At 69.0% G+C, this 15,662-nt stretch carries 17 protein-coding genes; 8 read left to right on the forward strand and 9 right to left on the reverse strand.

Annotation, left to right across the window (positions count from 1 at the left end):
- The first annotated feature begins 52 nt into the window (after positions 1-52).
- The 3 genes from ACZY0R_RS32245 (at position 53) to panC (ending at position 2,146) form a co-directional block, all read left to right on the forward strand.
- Complete coding sequence (locus ACZY0R_RS32245; protein WP_035863727.1) at positions 53-241, forward strand: DUF3460 family protein; 189 nt, start codon at positions 53-55, stop codon at positions 239-241.
- A 34-nt stretch (positions 242-275) separates the two neighbouring features.
- A complete protein-coding gene (locus ACZY0R_RS32250; protein WP_488864183.1) occupies positions 276-1,157 on the forward strand; it encodes a segregation and condensation protein A in 882 nt (293 codons plus the stop codon).
- A gap of 140 nt (positions 1,158-1,297) precedes the next feature.
- On the forward strand, positions 1,298-2,146 hold the full coding sequence (gene panC, locus ACZY0R_RS32255) for a pantoate--beta-alanine ligase (RefSeq protein ID WP_035864067.1): 849 nt from the start codon (positions 1,298-1,300) through the stop codon (positions 2,144-2,146).
- A 117-nt stretch (positions 2,147-2,263) separates the two neighbouring features.
- On the opposite strand, the gene ACZY0R_RS32260 is transcribed toward panC, so the two are convergent.
- Positions 2,264-3,451, reverse strand: coding sequence for a PepSY-associated TM helix domain-containing protein (locus ACZY0R_RS32260; protein ID WP_488864186.1), 1,188 nt, complete (start codon positions 3,449-3,451; stop codon positions 2,264-2,266).
- Between the two features lie 220 nt (positions 3,452-3,671).
- Between ACZY0R_RS32260 and ACZY0R_RS32265 the strand changes: the two genes are divergently transcribed.
- Complete coding sequence (locus tag ACZY0R_RS32265; RefSeq protein WP_488864188.1) at positions 3,672-4,223, forward strand: GNAT family N-acetyltransferase; 552 nt, start codon at positions 3,672-3,674, stop codon at positions 4,221-4,223.
- On the opposite strand, the gene ACZY0R_RS32270 is transcribed toward ACZY0R_RS32265, so the two are convergent.
- Positions 4,204-4,854, reverse strand: coding sequence for a nucleotide-binding protein (locus ACZY0R_RS32270; RefSeq protein WP_488864190.1), 651 nt, complete (start codon positions 4,852-4,854; stop codon positions 4,204-4,206). The genes ACZY0R_RS32265 and ACZY0R_RS32270 overlap by 20 nt on opposite strands.
- Before the next feature lie 119 nt (positions 4,855-4,973).
- The gene (locus ACZY0R_RS32275; RefSeq protein ID WP_488866294.1) at positions 4,974-6,458 is read right to left on the reverse strand and encodes a cobyric acid synthase; all 1,485 of its coding nucleotides are present in this window, start codon (positions 6,456-6,458) and stop codon (positions 4,974-4,976) included.
- Between the two features lie 154 nt (positions 6,459-6,612).
- Between ACZY0R_RS32275 and cobU the strand changes: the two genes are divergently transcribed.
- The 4 genes from cobU to ACZY0R_RS32295 are packed head-to-tail and all read left to right on the forward strand — an operon-like array spanning position 6,613 to position 10,320.
- A complete protein-coding gene (cobU, locus tag ACZY0R_RS32280; protein WP_082094698.1) occupies positions 6,613-7,326 on the forward strand; it encodes a bifunctional adenosylcobinamide kinase/adenosylcobinamide-phosphate guanylyltransferase in 714 nt (237 codons plus the stop codon).
- Complete coding sequence (gene cbiB, locus ACZY0R_RS32285; protein WP_488864192.1) at positions 7,326-8,324, forward strand: adenosylcobinamide-phosphate synthase CbiB; 999 nt, start codon at positions 7,326-7,328, stop codon at positions 8,322-8,324. Before cobU ends, cbiB begins: the two co-directional genes overlap by 1 nt.
- Positions 8,321-9,400: a threonine-phosphate decarboxylase CobD gene (cobD, locus tag ACZY0R_RS32290; RefSeq protein WP_488864194.1), complete on the forward strand. Its 1,080-nt coding sequence runs from the start codon at positions 8,321-8,323 to the stop codon at positions 9,398-9,400. Before cbiB ends, cobD begins: the two co-directional genes overlap by 4 nt.
- Before the next feature lie 11 nt (positions 9,401-9,411).
- Complete coding sequence (locus ACZY0R_RS32295; protein WP_477111296.1) at positions 9,412-10,320, forward strand: cobalamin-binding protein; 909 nt, start codon at positions 9,412-9,414, stop codon at positions 10,318-10,320.
- 418 nt (positions 10,321-10,738) lie between these two features.
- On the opposite strand, the gene cobC is transcribed toward ACZY0R_RS32295, so the two are convergent.
- Genes cobC through ACZY0R_RS32325 form a run of 6 tightly spaced genes read right to left on the reverse strand, consistent with a single transcriptional unit; the run spans position 10,739 to position 15,654 of the window.
- The gene (cobC, locus tag ACZY0R_RS32300; RefSeq protein WP_488864197.1) at positions 10,739-11,314 is read right to left on the reverse strand and encodes an alpha-ribazole phosphatase; all 576 of its coding nucleotides are present in this window, start codon (positions 11,312-11,314) and stop codon (positions 10,739-10,741) included.
- A complete protein-coding gene (locus ACZY0R_RS32305; RefSeq protein WP_488864199.1) occupies positions 11,299-12,057 on the reverse strand; it encodes an adenosylcobinamide-GDP ribazoletransferase in 759 nt (252 codons plus the stop codon). Before ACZY0R_RS32305 ends, cobC begins: the two co-directional genes overlap by 16 nt.
- A 28-nt stretch (positions 12,058-12,085) precedes the next feature.
- The gene (gene cobT / locus ACZY0R_RS32310; protein ID WP_488864201.1) at positions 12,086-13,126 is read right to left on the reverse strand and encodes a nicotinate-nucleotide--dimethylbenzimidazole phosphoribosyltransferase; all 1,041 of its coding nucleotides are present in this window, start codon (positions 13,124-13,126) and stop codon (positions 12,086-12,088) included.
- A 53-nt stretch (positions 13,127-13,179) separates the two neighbouring features.
- Entirely contained in the window at positions 13,180-13,821 is a 642-nt protein-coding gene (gene cobO, locus ACZY0R_RS32315; RefSeq protein ID WP_488864203.1) for a cob(I)yrinic acid a,c-diamide adenosyltransferase, read from the reverse strand.
- Positions 13,814-14,650 carry an ABC transporter ATP-binding protein gene (locus ACZY0R_RS32320; RefSeq protein ID WP_488864205.1) on the reverse strand — a complete coding sequence of 279 codons (837 nt, stop codon included), beginning with the start codon at positions 14,648-14,650 and terminating at the stop codon, positions 13,814-13,816. Before ACZY0R_RS32320 ends, cobO begins: the two co-directional genes overlap by 8 nt.
- A gap of 5 nt (positions 14,651-14,655) precedes the next feature.
- The gene (locus ACZY0R_RS32325) at positions 14,656-15,654 is read right to left on the reverse strand and encodes a FecCD family ABC transporter permease (protein WP_488864207.1); all 999 of its coding nucleotides are present in this window, start codon (positions 15,652-15,654) and stop codon (positions 14,656-14,658) included.
- Between the last annotated feature and the right edge of the window lie 8 nt (positions 15,655-15,662).

The following is a 15,662-nucleotide window of genomic DNA, read 5'->3' on the forward strand; positions in this document are numbered from 1 at the left end:
GCCAATACGGTAAAATCCGGGCTCGTTCGACAATTTCCCACTGTTTCCCGTCATGGCTCTCTACGAATCGGATATCACCCAGTTCCTGAAGTCGCTCAAGGATGAGCGCCCTTCCCTGGAAGCGGAACAACGCCAGGGCCGCGCCCTGCTGTGGGACAAGAGCCCGATCAATCTCGAAGAACGTGCCCGCGCCGACGCCTCGCGCGTGGCGCAGAAGCCTTACGTCTATTCGCTGGACTGAAGCCGTACCCGCCCCCTCGAGCGCCCGCCCCTAGATGAACCAGAGCGAGCAGGACAAGCTGAAGCCGCCGATCGAGCTGCCCGGCGTGGCACCCGGACAGGACTCCACGCCGGGCGCCGTCGACGGCATGGCCTTCGCGCGCCTGTATGGCGAGCCGCTGTTCAAGCTGCCCCAGGACCTGTACATCCCGCCGGATGCGCTGGAAATCTTCCTGGAAGCGTTCGAAGGGCCGCTGGACCTGCTGCTCTACCTGATCCGCAGGCAGAACTTCAACGTCCTCGATATCCCGATGGCGCAAGTGACGCGCCAGTACCTCACGTATATCGACCAGATCCGCAAGAGCAATCTTGAGCTGGCGGCCGAGTACCTGCTGATGGCGGCCATGCTGATCGAGATCAAGTCGCGCATGCTGCTGCCGGTGAAGAAAAGCGACAGCGACGAGGAAGAAGAGGATCCACGGGCCGAACTGGTGCGCCGCCTGCTCGAATACGAGCAGATGAAGCTGGCGGCCATGCGCATCGACCAGGTGCCGCAGCTCGGGCGCGACTTCCTGCACTCGCAGGTCTATATCGAGCAAAGCCTCGCGCCACGCTTTCCCGATGTCGAGGTCGTGGACCTGCAGGCCGCCTGGGCCGACGTGCTCAAGCGCGCCAGGCTCAACCAGCACCACAAGATATCGCGTGAGGAATTGTCGGTGCGCGAGCACATGAGCCACATCCTGCGGCGCCTGCAGCATACGCGCTTCATGGAATTCAGCGAGCTCTTCGACGAAGCCGTGCGCTCCGGCAAGGGCGTGCCGGTGGTGGTGGTCAACTTCATCGCCATGCTGGAGCTCTCGCGCGAATCCCTGGTGGAGATCACCCAGGCCGAGCCGTTTGCGCCGATTTATGTGCGATTGGCGTACATTCCCAGCTAGGGCGCACCGATAGCGGCGCCCGCCTCGGGCCACATGCTCTACAATCCGCCGACAGTCGGCGCCACCAAGAGCACCAGACCGGCTTCTCGGGCGCGCGTATGCGCCAGGGTCATCCCTACCACGACCAGCACACCAACTTCATGAAAGTCATCTCCTCCATTCACGAGTTGCGGGACCAGTTGCGCGGACAGAACCGGGCGGCCTTCGTGCCGACCATGGGCAACCTGCACGAAGGCCACCTGTCGCTGATGCGCCTGGCGCGCCAGCACGGTGACCCGGTGGTCGCGTCGATCTTCGTCAACCGGCTGCAGTTCGGTCCCAACGAGGATTTCGACAAGTACCCGCGCACGCTGCAGGACGACATCGAGAAGCTGCAGAAGGAAGGCGTGTACGTGCTGTTTGCGCCGACCGAGCGGGACATGTACCCCGAACCCCAGGAATACCGCGTGGAGCCGCCGCACGACCTCGGCGACATCCTCGAAGGCGAATTCCGCCCCGGTTTCTTCAAAGGCGTCTGCACGGTCGTGATGAAGCTGTTCTCGTGCGCGCAGCCACGCGTGGCGGTATTCGGCAAGAAGGACTACCAGCAGCTGATGATCGTGCGCCGCATGGTGAACCAGTTCGCGCTGCCGATCGACATCGTGCCGGCCGAGACCGTGCGCGCCGAGGACGGCCTGGCCCTGTCCTCGCGCAACCGCTACCTGACGCCCGACGAGCGCACCGAGGCACCGGTGCTCTACAAGACGCTGCATGACGTGCGCAATACCGTGCTGGCCGCCAACAGCGCCAGCGCCGACCTGGCCGCGATCGAGGCCAATGCACAGGCTGCGCTGCAGGCGCGCGGCTGGAAGCCGGACTACATTGCCATCCGCAAGCAGGTAGACCTGCAGCCGCCGACCCGCGAGGAATACGTGGCGGGCGAGCCGCTGGTGATCCTCACGGCAGCCAAGCTGGGGGCTACCCGGCTGATCGACAATCTCGAGATCTGACGCCGGGAGCGGCTGACGCCGCACACACTCCGGAAAAAAGAGAAGCGGCCCCAGGGCCGCTTCTCTTTTTGTCGTTCAAGGCCCTGCCGGGGCACCGCCCGGGCAGACCCGGCCCGGTCAGGCGGTCCGCACCCCGGCGCGTTGCAGCGTCCGGGCCACATGGCGCCGATGCCCGCGCCGCCGCTTCCACCAGATCAGCACCCCGGTCACGGCGAACAGCAGCGGCACCAGCCCGAACACCGAGATAAAGACCCGCCCCGGCAAACCGAAGGCTTCACCGGTATGCAGCGGGTACATCCAGTTGAGGAAGGTATCGCCGGCGGGCGCGGCCATCGGATCGCGCACGCCGAGCCCTTTGCCCGTGTGGGCATCGAGCCAGATCCGGGTGGCGCCGCTGCCCTGGCGTACCTCGCCGGGCTGGCGCACGCGGACCTCGAAGGGATCGCCGGCCTTGCGCGGGAAACTCACCCGCGTGACCTGCGCGGCGGGGTAAAGCGCCTGGGCTGCGCTGACCGCTTGCGCCGCGCCGAGCGGCGGCGTTCCGGCGGGCGCAGGAGCCGATGCCGGCTGGCCGGGCGGCGTCACCGTCATCACGCCGGCCACCAGCGGCGTCACCCACTTGGGCAGGTCCAGGTACCAGCCGGAAAACGCCATGGTGGCCAGCACCGGCGCCGCGAAAATACCGCCCGCGCGGTGCAGCGAATAGTTGAAGCGCGACCAGGAACCGCCGTGCGTGATGCGAAAGGCCTGCAACACCGCACGCGGCTTGAGCTTGGGCCACCACATCGCGACCCCGCAGATCACCATCACCAGCAGCAGCATGCCGGCAATGCCGAGAATGGTCCGGCCCGTCTCGCCGGACAGCAGGTAATGGTGCACCTGGAACAAGGTGGGCATCAGCAGCGGGCGCGACAGCCCCGGCTCGCCCCAGACCCGCTCCCCTTTCACCGCCAGCGTGACAGGATCGACCATGACCTGGCGCGAACGGCCGGCATCCGCGCCCTTGAGCGGGTACCAGGCCACGAACACCTCGTGCGGCGTGGACGGCAGCATCAGCAGCCTGGGACGGCCGTAGCGCGGATCGGCCTGCAGCTTGTCGGTCGCCGCCTGCACCGTCGCCGGCGCGACCGGCAGCGGCACCTCGGCCGAGGCGGTCAGCAATCCGGGGTTGAGCAGCGCATCGAGTTCATCGCGCCAGGCGATGGCGGTGCCGGTCAGGCCCAGCATGACGAACAGCAAACCCAGCGTTAAGCCGATGTAGAGATGAATCTTGACGAAGACAACGCGCAGGCGGCCGGTGACCATGGGAGGCAGAGAGCAGTTTTGGGGGGGTTATGTATTACGCATCACATGCTGGCAACGCATGGATACGTCACGCCAGTAAAAATGAGAATGCGAAAGATTCGCGATTCTATCAGGCGCTACAAGCCCGCGCGTGACGGGAGCAAGACTGTGGCGGGGCCGCACCGGATTACGGCAGAATGGCGTGCGTGGCCACCGCCGGCCCCGCACGCCTGCCCTGAAGATGCCCAGATCGATTGAATTGCTGTCCTCCGCAGCCCGAGATGCCGCGCTGATTGCCGAACTGCACACGCAAAGCTGGCGCCACGCCTACCAGGGCCAGTTGCCAGCGGATTACCTGGAACGGGAAGTGCCGGCCGAGCGGCTGCGGGCCTGGCGGGCACGCCTGGTGGATGGCGCCGAGGGGCCGCTGGAGGTCACGCTCGCGCGCGTGGACGGCGAGCCGGCCGGTTTTGCCTGCCTGCAACCGGAAGCCGAGCAGCAATTCGGCGTGTACCTGGACAACCTGCATGTGCTGCCGCAATGGCATGGACTGGGCCTCGGCAAGCGCTTGTTCGCGCATTGCGCGCGGCGCGCGGCCAGCGGATGGCCCGGGCAGCCGCTCTTCCTCTATGTGCTGGACAGCAACACCCAGGCGCGCGAGTTCTACCGGCGCCTGGACGGCATCGAAAGCGAGCCGTTCGACGATGCGTTTCCCGGCTCCAGCCTTATCGTGGCCGTACGCCGCGTCAGCTGGCCGTCGGTGGACGCCCTGCTCAGGCGGCTGGGCGCTTAGCCAGGGCGGGCTGCTCCAGCCAGCCGATGATGGGCTGCCACTGATCCCAGTCGCGCGCCACGCGGGATGACGCCACGTCCCACAAGGTCAGCCCGTGCGCGGCCAGCTGCACGTAGTTCTGTGTATCGCGCAGGAAACCCAGCACCGGCAGCCCCAGGTCCGCGACAAAGCGCTGCAACTGCTCGGCCGAGCGGGTGCGCAGGTCGACCCGCATGCCGATCACGCCCACCTCCACCTCGCCGTGGCGCACGCGCTTGTCGTCGGCCAGGCGAGCGAGGAAATCCTGGGTGGCGAGGATATCGAACAAGGAAGGCTGCAGCGGCACCACCACGCGGTGGGCCAGCTTCATCACGTCGTTGAAGCGCCAGCCGTGCAGGCCGGCCGGGGTGTCGAGCACCACATGGGTGGTGCCCTTGGGCGGACGCGCGATCTGGTCGGAGCTGATGTCCCAGGTGCGGATGGCCGGCGCCGAGGCCGGCCGCAAACGCAGCCAGGCGCGCGAGGATTGCTGGCGGTCCGTATCGCCCAGCATCACGGCATGACCGGCGCTGGCGAAATAGCCCGCCAGGTTGGTGGCCAGCGTGGTCTTGCCTACGCCGCCTTTGGGATTGGCGATCACGACTACGGGCATGGGTGTCTCCACAATGGCTTTCCATGGCGGCGCTGCCCTCGGGCGCGCCGCTCCGGCTTCCGCCACGGCCTTGCCGTTTGTCGTTAGCGGGCCCCGGCGGAGCGGACCCGCCTGCGAGTTTAGCAGTTGCCGCGCGCGGGCGGCCCGGCCAACGGCGACGTTTGCAGGGGCGCCAGCAAGGCGCCCAGGTCGAGATGCGCGGCGAGCGTGTCGGCCAGCCGCTCCAGCGACGCCTCGCGCAGCGCGGCCAGGTCGACGCCTTCGGCCCGCGCCAGCCCGGCCCAGCGCAGCAGCGCGCCGCAGGCCTCGGGCTGGTCGAACAGGCCGTGGACGTAGGAGGCCAGCACCTGGCCGTCCTCCGACTGCGCGCCGTCCGGGCGCTCGCCTTCGAGCCATAGCGCCGGGCGCGCCAGCGCCGCGCCGGTGGTCACGCCCATATGGATCTCATAGCCTTGCACGGCGGCCTCGCTGTCGTCTTTCAAGGCCAGCCGGCCGCTCACCACCCGCAGTTGCTTGTGCGGCGCCAGGACCGTCTCGTAGTCCAGCAGTCCGAAGCCATCGCTGCTGCCGGGCGTGCCTTCGCTGCCGGCCGGGTCGTCCACACGCCGGCCCAACATCTGCATGCCGCCGCAAATGCCGATCACCTTGCCGCCATAGCGCAGGTGCCGACGCAGGGCTGGCTCCCAGCCATTGGCGCGCAGGAAGGCCAGGTCGGCGCGCACGCTCTTGCTGCCTGGCAGCACGATCAGGTCGGCCGGCGGGATCGGCATGCCGGGGCCGATGAAGCGCAGGTCCACCTGTGGATGCGCGCGCAGCGCATCGAAATCGGTGTGATTGGAAATGCGCGGCAGCACCGGCACGATCACGCGCAGCAGTTCGCCCTGCTTGGCCGCCTGCGCGCCGATGATGGCGTCCTCGGCGTCCAGGTGCAGGCCATGCAGGTAGGGCAGCACGCCCAGCACGGGTTTGCCGGTGCGCGCCTCCAGCCAGTCCAGCCCGGGCTGCAGCAGCGCGATGTCGCCGCGGAAGCGGTTGATGATGAAGCCCTTGATGCGCGCGCGTTCGGATTCCGACAGGCAGTCCAGCGTGCCCACCAGGTGGGCGAACACGCCGCCGCGGTCGATGTCGGCCACCAGCACCACCGGGCAGTCGACCGCTTCGGCAAAACCCATGTTGGCGATGTCGCGGTCGCGCAGGTTGATCTCCGCCGGGCTGCCGGCGCCCTCCACCATGACTACCTCGTAGGCGCTGGCCAGGCGCCGGTGCGAGGCCAGCACCGCCTGCATCGCCACCGGCTTGTAGGCGTGATAGGCGCGTGCATCCAGATCCAGCCGCGCCTGGCCATGGATGATGATCTGCGCGCCGGTATCGCTGCTGGGTTTGAGCAGCACCGGATTCATATCCGTATGCGGCGCCAGCCCGGCGGCCAGCGCCTGCAAGGCCTGCGCGCGCCCGATCTCGCCGCCGTCGGCGGTGACCGCGCTGTTGAGCGCCATGTTCTGGGGCTTGAACGGAACCACGCGCACGCCGGCGCGGGCCAGCACCCGGCAAAGGCCCGCCACCAGGGTGCTCTTGCCGGCGTCGGAGGTGGTGCCCTGCACCATCAAGGTACCGCGCAAGCCACCCGGCAGCGCCTGCGCGGTGGCTTCGGAGAGATTTTTTTGCATCGTGGGATTATCGCATCGGCGTGCTTCCCCGCGGCCCTGCGCGCGCTATTGCGGGCGTGCGATCCATGGATGCGCCCGCTACAATACCCGGATGATCCCGGCACAAGCCTCCGCCACCGCCACCGAGCCCGTCAGCGCAACCAGCCACGCGCCGGCCGGCGAACGCACACCCCAGGCCGCGACCGCGCCGCACGCCGCGGCGGCGGCCGGCCGCGCACGCCAGCTCACGCTGGTGCTCGGCGGAGCACGGTCGGGCAAGAGCCACTTTGCCGAGCAGATGGCCGCCGACCATGCCGCGGCCACCGGGGGCCCCGTCACCTATATCGCCACCGCGCGCCACGACGACAACAGCGCCGATGAAGAGATGGAGGTGCGCATCGCGCTGCACCGCGCCCGGCGCCCGGCCGAGTGGGGCCTGGTCGAGGCGCCGCTGCACCTCGCCGACGCCCTCTACGCGCACGCGACCCACAATGGCTGCATCCTGGTCGACTGCGTCACGCTCTGGCTCAACAACCTGCTGTTCCTCGACGCGCGCAGTTATCCCGAGCATGGCCTGGTGACGCCACCGGCTGCCTTCACCGAGGAAATCGACGCGCTGCTGACTGCGTTGCCCACCCTGCCCGGCCACGTCATCCTGGTCTCCAACGAGATCGGCTTCGGCGTGGTGCCGATGGGCGCCATCACCCGTTTCTACGTCGACGAACTGGGCCGCCTGAACCAGAAGCTGGCCGCCGCCGCGGACCGCGTGCGGCTGCTGGTGGCAGGCATTCCCGTCAGCGTGAAAGGCGCCGACCCGGCGTGCTGATGCTGTCTTCGCTGTCCTCGCTGCTTTCGTGGTGGCCGTTTCCCGACTTTACCTGGACCGCCTGCGTGGCCGCCGCCGTCGCCGGCGTGCTGCTTGACCAGTGGCTGGGCGAGCCGCGCCGCTGGCATCCGCTGGTGGGTTTCGGCCGCCTCGCAGCGGCCTTGGAACACCGCTTGAACCGTGGCGGCGCGCCGCTGCGCCAGCGGCTCACCGGCCTGGCCGCCTGGACCCTGATGGTGCTGGCGCCGGCAGCGCTGGCCGGCTTTCTGGTGCATGCCGCCACGCAGTTCAGCGCCGCGCTGGGCTGGCTGTTGCAGGCACTGGCGCTCTACGCCGCGCTGGGTGCGCGCAGCCTGGCCCAGCATATCGCGCCGATCGCCGCGGCGCTGGCGCAAGGCAATCTCGCCGATGCGCGCCAGCTCACGGCACGCATCGTCTCGCGCGACACCGCCGACGCGGATGGCGAGGCGCTGGCCCGTGCCGCTTGCGAATCGGCGCTGGAGAATGGCAACGACGCCATCTTTGGCGCCTTGTTCTGGTTCCTGCTGGGGGGCGCGCCGGCGGTGATCGCCTATCGCCTTGCCAACACGCTGGATGCGATGTGGGGCTACCGCACGCCCCGCCTGCTGTATTTCGGCTGGGCCGCCGCGCGCCTGGACGACGTGCTCAACCTCGCGCCAGCCCGCCTTACCGCGCTCTCCTACGCACTGCTCGGACGCACCGTACAAGCGCTGCGCTGCTGGCGGGCGCAGGCGCCAGCGTGGTCCAGCCCCAATGCGGGCCCGGTCATGGCCGCCGGTGCCGGCGCCGTCGGCGTGGCACTGGGCGGGCCCGCCCGCTACCACGGCGAATGGGAGGAGCGTCCGCCGCTTGGCGAGGGACGCGCACCCGGCGCCGCCGATGTGCACGCCTGCCTCCGGCTGGTTCAACGCACGCTCTGGCTATGGCTGGCCGCCGCCGGCGCCAGCGCCGCCCTCCTCAAATACGCCATCGCATGAGTACACCGATCCGCCACGGCGGCGACCTGCTCGCCGCCGTGCGCCGCTACGGCCGGCCAGCCGAAGACTGGCTCGATCTTTCCACCGGCATCAATCCCGATGGCTATCCCGTGCCGGCCCTGCCCGCCGACGCATGGCAACGGCTGCCGCAGGACGGCGACGGTCTGGCCGAACTGGCGGCGCAGGCTTACTGCGCGCCGCAAGCCTTGCCGGTGGCCGGCTCGCAGGCTGCCATCCGCACCCTGCCACAATTGCTCAGACCGGGCCGCGTCGGCGTGGCAGCGCAGGGCTACAGCGAATACGCGCCCGCCTTAGCCCGCGCCGGGCATCAGGTGGTGCCGCTGGCCGAAGCGGATTTCGCACGCGGCGATCTTGCCGCGCGGCTCGACCACCTGGTGGTGGTCAACCCCAACAACCCCACCGGGCGCACGCTCACGCAAGACACGCTGCTGTCGTGGCATGCCGATCTGGCGGCGCGCGGCGGCACGCTCCTGCTCGACGAAGCCTTCATGGATTGCACACCCGCGCTGTCGCTGGCCGCGCACTCGGATCTCCCCGGCCTGGTGGTCCTGCGCTCGCTCGGCAAGTTCTACGGCCTGGCCGGCGTGCGCTGCGGCTTCGTGCTGGCAGGGCCCGCCTTGCTGGCGGCGCTGGCCGAACAGCTCGGGCACTGGACCGTGGCAGGCCCGGCGCGCGCGGTAGCGCGCCTGGCCCTGGCCGACCACGAATGGCAGACCGCCACGCGCGAGCACCTGCTGCAAGCTGGCAGGCGGCTCGCGGCAATGCTGCGCGCGCACGGCCTGGCGCCGGTGAGCCACTCCTTGTTCAGCTGGGTGCCGCGCGCCGATGCCGCGCAGCTGCACGACACGCTTGCGCGGCAAGGCGTATGGACGCGGCTGTTCGACGCGCCGGCCGGCGTCGATGCCACGCCAAGCCTGCGGCTGGGATTACCCCCGGCGCAAGAAGCGGCGTGGCAACGGCTCGACGCGGCGCTGGCATCCGCATGCGCCGCGATGCCCATGGGCATGCATCAAGACGGCTCAACACAGGCACCTTCCCCGACACAACCCCGATGATCCCTATCCCGATGACTGCCCGTTCCCTGCTGGTCCTGACAACACTGCTGGGCATCGGCGTTTGCGGCAACGCCGGCGCCGCTGTCTCGGTGGTCGACGATGCCGGGCAAACCGTCACGCTGGAACAACCCGCGCGCCGCGTGATCTCGCTGGCGCCACATGTCACCGAGATGCTGTACGCCGCCGGCGGCGGCGCGCGCATCGTCGGCACCGTGAGCTATAGCGACTACCCGCCGCAGGCACGCGACATCCCGCGCGTAGGCGACAACAAGGCACTGGATCTCGAACGCATCGCCGCGCTCAAGCCGGACCTGATCGTGGTATGGCGCCACGGCAATGCGCAAAAGCAGACCGACCGGCTGCGCGCGCTCGGCCTGCCGCTGTTCTACAGCGAGCCGCGCAAGCTGGAGGGCATTCCCAGCAATATCGAAAGGCTTGGCGTGCTGCTCGGCACCGAATCCACCGCCAACGGCGCCGCCGCCAGCTTCCGCCAGCAGGTCGACAAACTGCGCCAGACCTACGCCGCGCGCCCGCCGGTAACGGTCTTCTACCAGGTCTGGCAGCAACCGCTGATGACCCTCAGCGGGCAGCACCTGATCAGCGACGTGCTGGCGCTCTGCGGCGGGCGCAACCTGTTCGCCAACGAATCCCTGCTGGTACCGACGGTATCGGTGGAAGCCGTGGTCGCCGGCAATCCCGAAGTAATGATGACAGCCAGCATGGGCGCGACCCGTTCCGACCGCCCGCTGCCGGACTTCGCCATGTGGGAACGCTGGAAACAGGTGACGGCGGTAGCGCGCGGCAACCTGTACGCCATCGACGGCGACCTGGTCAACCGGGCCGGCCCGCGCATCACCCAGGGCGCTGAAGTCGTATGCAAGGACCTGGACAACGCGCGCCGCAAGCGGCCGGCGCAGTAGGGCTCCCCCGGCCCCTCCCGCAAGCGGGAGATGAGCAAACCGGCGCGAAGAAATGCGATAGAACCTGATCGGAATTCGGTGTAGCCGTGTTTGCCGCCCGTGGGGCGGCAAACACCGTCCCGCGATGCGAAGCGAGCCGTGTAGGTGTACCAGGCCGTATGGGGCGCCTCGGGATCCGGTGAAAAGAGCGGAAAAGAGGGACCCATGTCTGAGTATCGCCTTAAGGCGATGCGAGTTTGGGTCCCGGCCGCTCTTTTCGCCGGATCCCGAGGGGGTGTCGCCCCATCCGGCGCGCCTTCTTTGCCTACTTTCTTGGCAAGACAAGAAAGTAGGTCGCCTCCCCGCAGGGGAGGTGAAACTGCCTTTGACTTTAAGCCTTTGACTCTAAGCCTTTGAAGTCAGCCGGTTCCCCACCCCATCAAACCCGATTCCACCACCGCAACCGCGGCACCGCACCACCAAGCGTAAAACGGCAACTCGCTCCAAAACCAAGATCCCATCCCAACGTGGTGGCCAACGGCATGCCAAGCCAGTGCGCCGCCAACATGCGCATCGGCCCCGCATGGGCCACTACCCACAAGCGATCCGGCGCGTCCGCCGGCAAGGCATCAGCCCATGCCGCCACACGCGCCATCGCCTCGGCCACCGTCTCGCCGCCGTGGGGCCGGGCATGCAGCAGATCCGCGGCCCACGCATCCACCTCTGCGCGCGGCACGGCATCCCACGCACAGCCCTCCCACCTGCCGAAATCCAGCTCACGCAACCGCGCATCGGTCTCGAGCGGCAGCCCGAGGTCCTGCGCCAGCAACGCCGCTGTAGCGCGAGCGCGCGCCATCGTACTGCTGACGATGCGCTGCGGCACCACGCCAGCAAGCATCGACAACATGCGAGCGGGCTCGGGTTCCACTGGTTGCACAAGCGGCAAATCGAGCGCCCCATAGCAAATGCCCTGCGCAACCTCAGGCCGCGCGTGCCGGATCAGGACCAGGTCCATGCCGCAGCCACGAGATAGATCAACAACTCGGCCAGCTGCTGCGCCATGCCGAGACAATCACCGGTGTAGCCGCCGATACGGCGCACGTAATAACGCCCAAGCAGGAAACGCAGCACCAGCAACGCCACCAGCACCACCGCGGCAAACAACGGCGACACCACCAGCAGCGGCAAGGCACCGCACAGCAGCGTGAACACCAGACCAATGCCCGACAGCCGCTGCGCCACCGGCTTCGCCTTACCCTCGGCGCGCACGTAGTCCAGCGTGGCCAGATAGCTCACCGCCATCGCGCGGCTGGCCGCATGCGCGGCCACCAGCACCAGCTCCACCATGCCGCTACGCGCGGCAATCGCCACCAGCAACTGCCACTTGAGCATCAGCGCCACCACCAGCGCGATAGCGCCGAACGCGCCGATGCGCGAGTCGTGCATGATGCGCAGCACATCCTCGCGCCGGTAGCCGCCGCCAAAGGCATCGATGCAGTCGGCCAGGCCGTCTTCGTGGAAGGCGCCTGTCACCAGCAGCGTCACCGCCATGCCCAGCAGCAGCGCCACGCCGGGCGGCCACCATTGCAGTGCGCCCCAGCTCGCCAGCGCGCCGAGCGCGCCCACCAGCAACCCCACCAGCGGGAAATAGCGCGCCGCCGCGTTCAGGTAGTGCGGCGCAAAGCCAACCCAGCGCGGCACGGGCACCCGCGTGAAGTAGCCAACGGCGGTCAGGAAATAGCGGATTTCATCGAGCATGGGCCATTGTGGCAGGATTGCCGCCGCGCTAGGCGGAAGCCGTGCTGATGCCGGCGGCGCCGAAGGTCGCCATCTCGCGCAGGAAGGCCGCGGCCGAGGCCACCAGCGGATAGGCCAGCGCGGCGCCGGTGCCCTCGCCCAGGCGCAGGTCGAGGGCCAGCAGCGGTTCCGCGCCGAAATGTTGGAGCAGCCGGCGATGGCCGTGCTCATGCGAGCAATGCGAAAACACGCAGTACTGCAGCACCTCGGGAGCAAGGCGCTGCGCCACCAGCAGCGCGGCCGAAGCAATAAAGCCATCGACCAGGATCACCATCCGGCTGGCCGCTGCGGCCAGGAACGCGCCGGTCATCATGGCGATCTCGAAACCGCCGAATGCCGCGAGTACGTCGAGCGGCTCCACGGCATCGGCATGCAGGGCCAGCGCCTGCGCCAGCACCGCCCGCTTGCGTGCCAGGCCGGCATCGTCCAGGCCGGTGCCGCGGCCGATGCATTCGTCGATCGGCGTGCCTGTCAGCCGGCTCACCAGGCAAGCGGCCGACGAGGTATTGGCAATGCCCATCTCCCCGAAGCCGATCACATTGCTGCCCTGTTGCGCGTGGCGCAGCACGCGCGCCATGCCGGCGGTGAGCGCCGCCTGCACCTGCTCCGCGGTCATCGCGCGCTCTTGCGCGAAATTGCGCGTGCCCGCCGCGATGCGGCAGTTGACCAGGCCGGGCGCGGACGGCAGCGGCGCGCGCACGCCGGCGTCCACCACCTCCAGTGCCAGCCCGTGCAGACGCGAGAACACATTGATGGCTGCGCCGCCGGCCAGGAAATTGAGCACCATCTGCGCCGTCACTTCGGCCGGATAGGCGCTCACGCCGGCGTCGGCCACGCCGTGGTCACCGGCGAACACGATCACGGCAGGCCGCCTGAGCTCAGGCGTGCTGCTGCCGGTGATCAGGCCGATCCGCAGGGCCAGGTCTTCGAGCCGGCCGAGCGCGCCGAGCGGCTTGGTCTTGGCATCGATGGCGGCTTGCAGCGTCGGGCGCAGGGAGGCGTCGAGCGGGGCAATGTAAGGTAACTGCATGATGTTCGTCGCAATGATTGGCTGAATGACAAATGGCACAAATGGCCGGAGCCTTACATCTCTACGCCGCGCTGCGCCTTGATGCCCTGCTGGAAGGCGTGCTTGACCGGCGTCATGTCGGTCACGGTGTCCGCCGCCTCGATCAGCGCAGGCGGCGCGCCGCGGCCGGTGATCACCACATGCTGCATCGGCGGGCGCGCACGCAGGTCGGCGATCACGGTGTCGACATCGAGATAATGCAGCTTGAGCGCGATATTGAGCTCGTCCAGCAGCACCAGCCCGACCGACGGGTCGCGCAGCAGCCCGCGCGCCACCTCCCACGCCGCCTGGGCCTTGGCCACGTCGCGCGCGCGGTCCTGGGTTTCCCAGGTGTAGCCCTCGCCCATCACGTGGAAGGCGCACTGCTCCGGAAAACGCCGCAGGAACAGTTCCTCGCCGCTGGGAATCGCGCCCTTGATGAATTGCACCACGCCGGCCTGCATGCCGTGGCCGAGCGCGCGCACCACCATGCCAAAGCCGGAGCTGGACTTGCCCTTGCCGTTGCCGGTGGTGATCACGATGACGCCGCGCTCGTCCTGGGCCGCGGCGATCTTGGCGTCCACGACATCCTTCTTGCGCGCCATGCGCGCCTTGTGGCGTTCGTCGCGGGCGGCGTCTTCGTTCGTGGAGGGGGTGTTGGCCTGGAGTTCAGTCATATTGATTTCCGTCTTGTTCCGGATGAGTGGCACCGTCGGCAATCAGCGCGGTATGGTGGCCGTCGCTGACGCTGACAATCGGCGTGCGCAGCGCGTGCGAGCAATACGCGGGAGTCAGTACTTCCGCCGCGGGGCCATGCAGGCAGAGGCCGTCCTCGGCCAGCAGCAAGGCATGGGTCGCGTAGCGCCGCGCCAGGTTAAGGTCGTGCAGGATCACCACGACGGCGTGGCGGCCGGCGCGCGCCAGCCGGGCCAGGGTTTCCAGCACCATGATCTGGTGGCGCAGGTCCAGGTGGGCGGCCGGTTCGTCGAGCAGCAGCAGCGGCGCCTGTTGCGCCAGCGTGGCGGCCAGCGAGACGCGCTGGCGCTCGCCGCCGGACAGGGTCAGCACGTCGCGCCCGGCCAGCCCATCGAGATCCAGCTCGCGGATGACCGCGGCGACCACCGCATCGTCCTCGCGGCCGGACCAGCCCCAGCCCGAGAGGTGCGGATGGCGGCCCACGGCCACGGCGTCGCGCACCGACATCGAAAAGGTATCGTGCACCGCCTGCGGCAGATAGGCGCGGCGCAACGCCAGCGCGGCTGGCGCGATCTCCAGCGGCGCGCGGCCGTCGAGCAGCACCGCGCCGCCGTCGGGCTTGCGCAGTCCGGCCAGCACCGACATCAGCGTGGACTTGCCGACGCCGTTCGGGCCGACGATGCACCAGAGCTCACCGGCCTGCATGGTCAGGCTCAGGCCATCAAGCAAGGCGCGCTTGCCGGCGCGCAGCTGCAAGGACTGCAGCACCAGCGGCGGACAAGGCGAGACGGGTTGGTTCCAGCTCGTCATGGGGATCAGCGCGACCTGCGCAACAGCAAGAAGAGAAAAGTCGGCACGCCCAGCAGCGCCGTGATCACGCCCACCGGCAACTGCGCGGGCGCGATCACCGTGCGCGCCACCAGGTCGGCGGCCATCAGCAGCGCGCCGCCCAGCAAGGCCGAGGCTGGCAACAACAGGCGCTGGTCGTTGCCCCAGGCCAGGCGCACCAGATGCGGCACCACCAGGCCGACAAAGCCGATCGAGCCGGCGGACGTGATGGCCACCGCGATGGCCAGCGAGGCCAGCACGAACACCGACATCCGCACGGCGCCCACGCGCACCCCAAGCGCCTGCGCTACCGTCTCGCCCAGCAGCATGGCATTGAGCGAGCGCGCCAGCGGCATCGCCAGCAGCACGGCCAACGCCAGGGCACCCAGCGCGAGCCCATAGCTGGCGGTACCGCCAAGGTCGCCGGTCAGCCAGAACAACATGCCGCGCAGGCGCGCTTCGGGTGCCACGCTCAGGATCAGGGTAATCAGAGCGCCCCAGCCCGCGGCCAGGATCACGCCGGTGAGAAGCAGGCGCGATCCGGCCTCATGGTGGCCGCCCTGCACCTGCGGGTGCAGCAGGTCGCGCCGGGCCAGCGTGGCCACCAACAGCATCGAAAACAGCGCGCCGCCCGCGGCGCCGGCCTGCACCGTCCACAGCGGCCACATCATCAGCATGGCGGTGAGCGCGCCGGTGGCCGCGCCGCCCGAGACGCCCAGCACATAGGGCTCGGCCAGCGGATTGCGCAGCAGCACCTGCATCAGCGCGCCGGTCAGCGCCAGCAGGCCGCCGCAGGCGAAGGCGGCCGCCGCGCGCGGCAGCCGCAGCTCGCGCACGATCGCGCCGGCGGTATCGTCGGTGGCGCCTGACAGCGCCTGCCAGACCTGCGTGCCCGACAGCGGCACACTGCCCACCGCCAGGGACAGCAGGAACACCGCCACGCCGGCGGTGGCGAGCATCAGCCAGACGGCTAGCGCGCGGCGCATCTCAGGCG

Source organism: Cupriavidus sp. F041, from assembly GCF_057814235.1.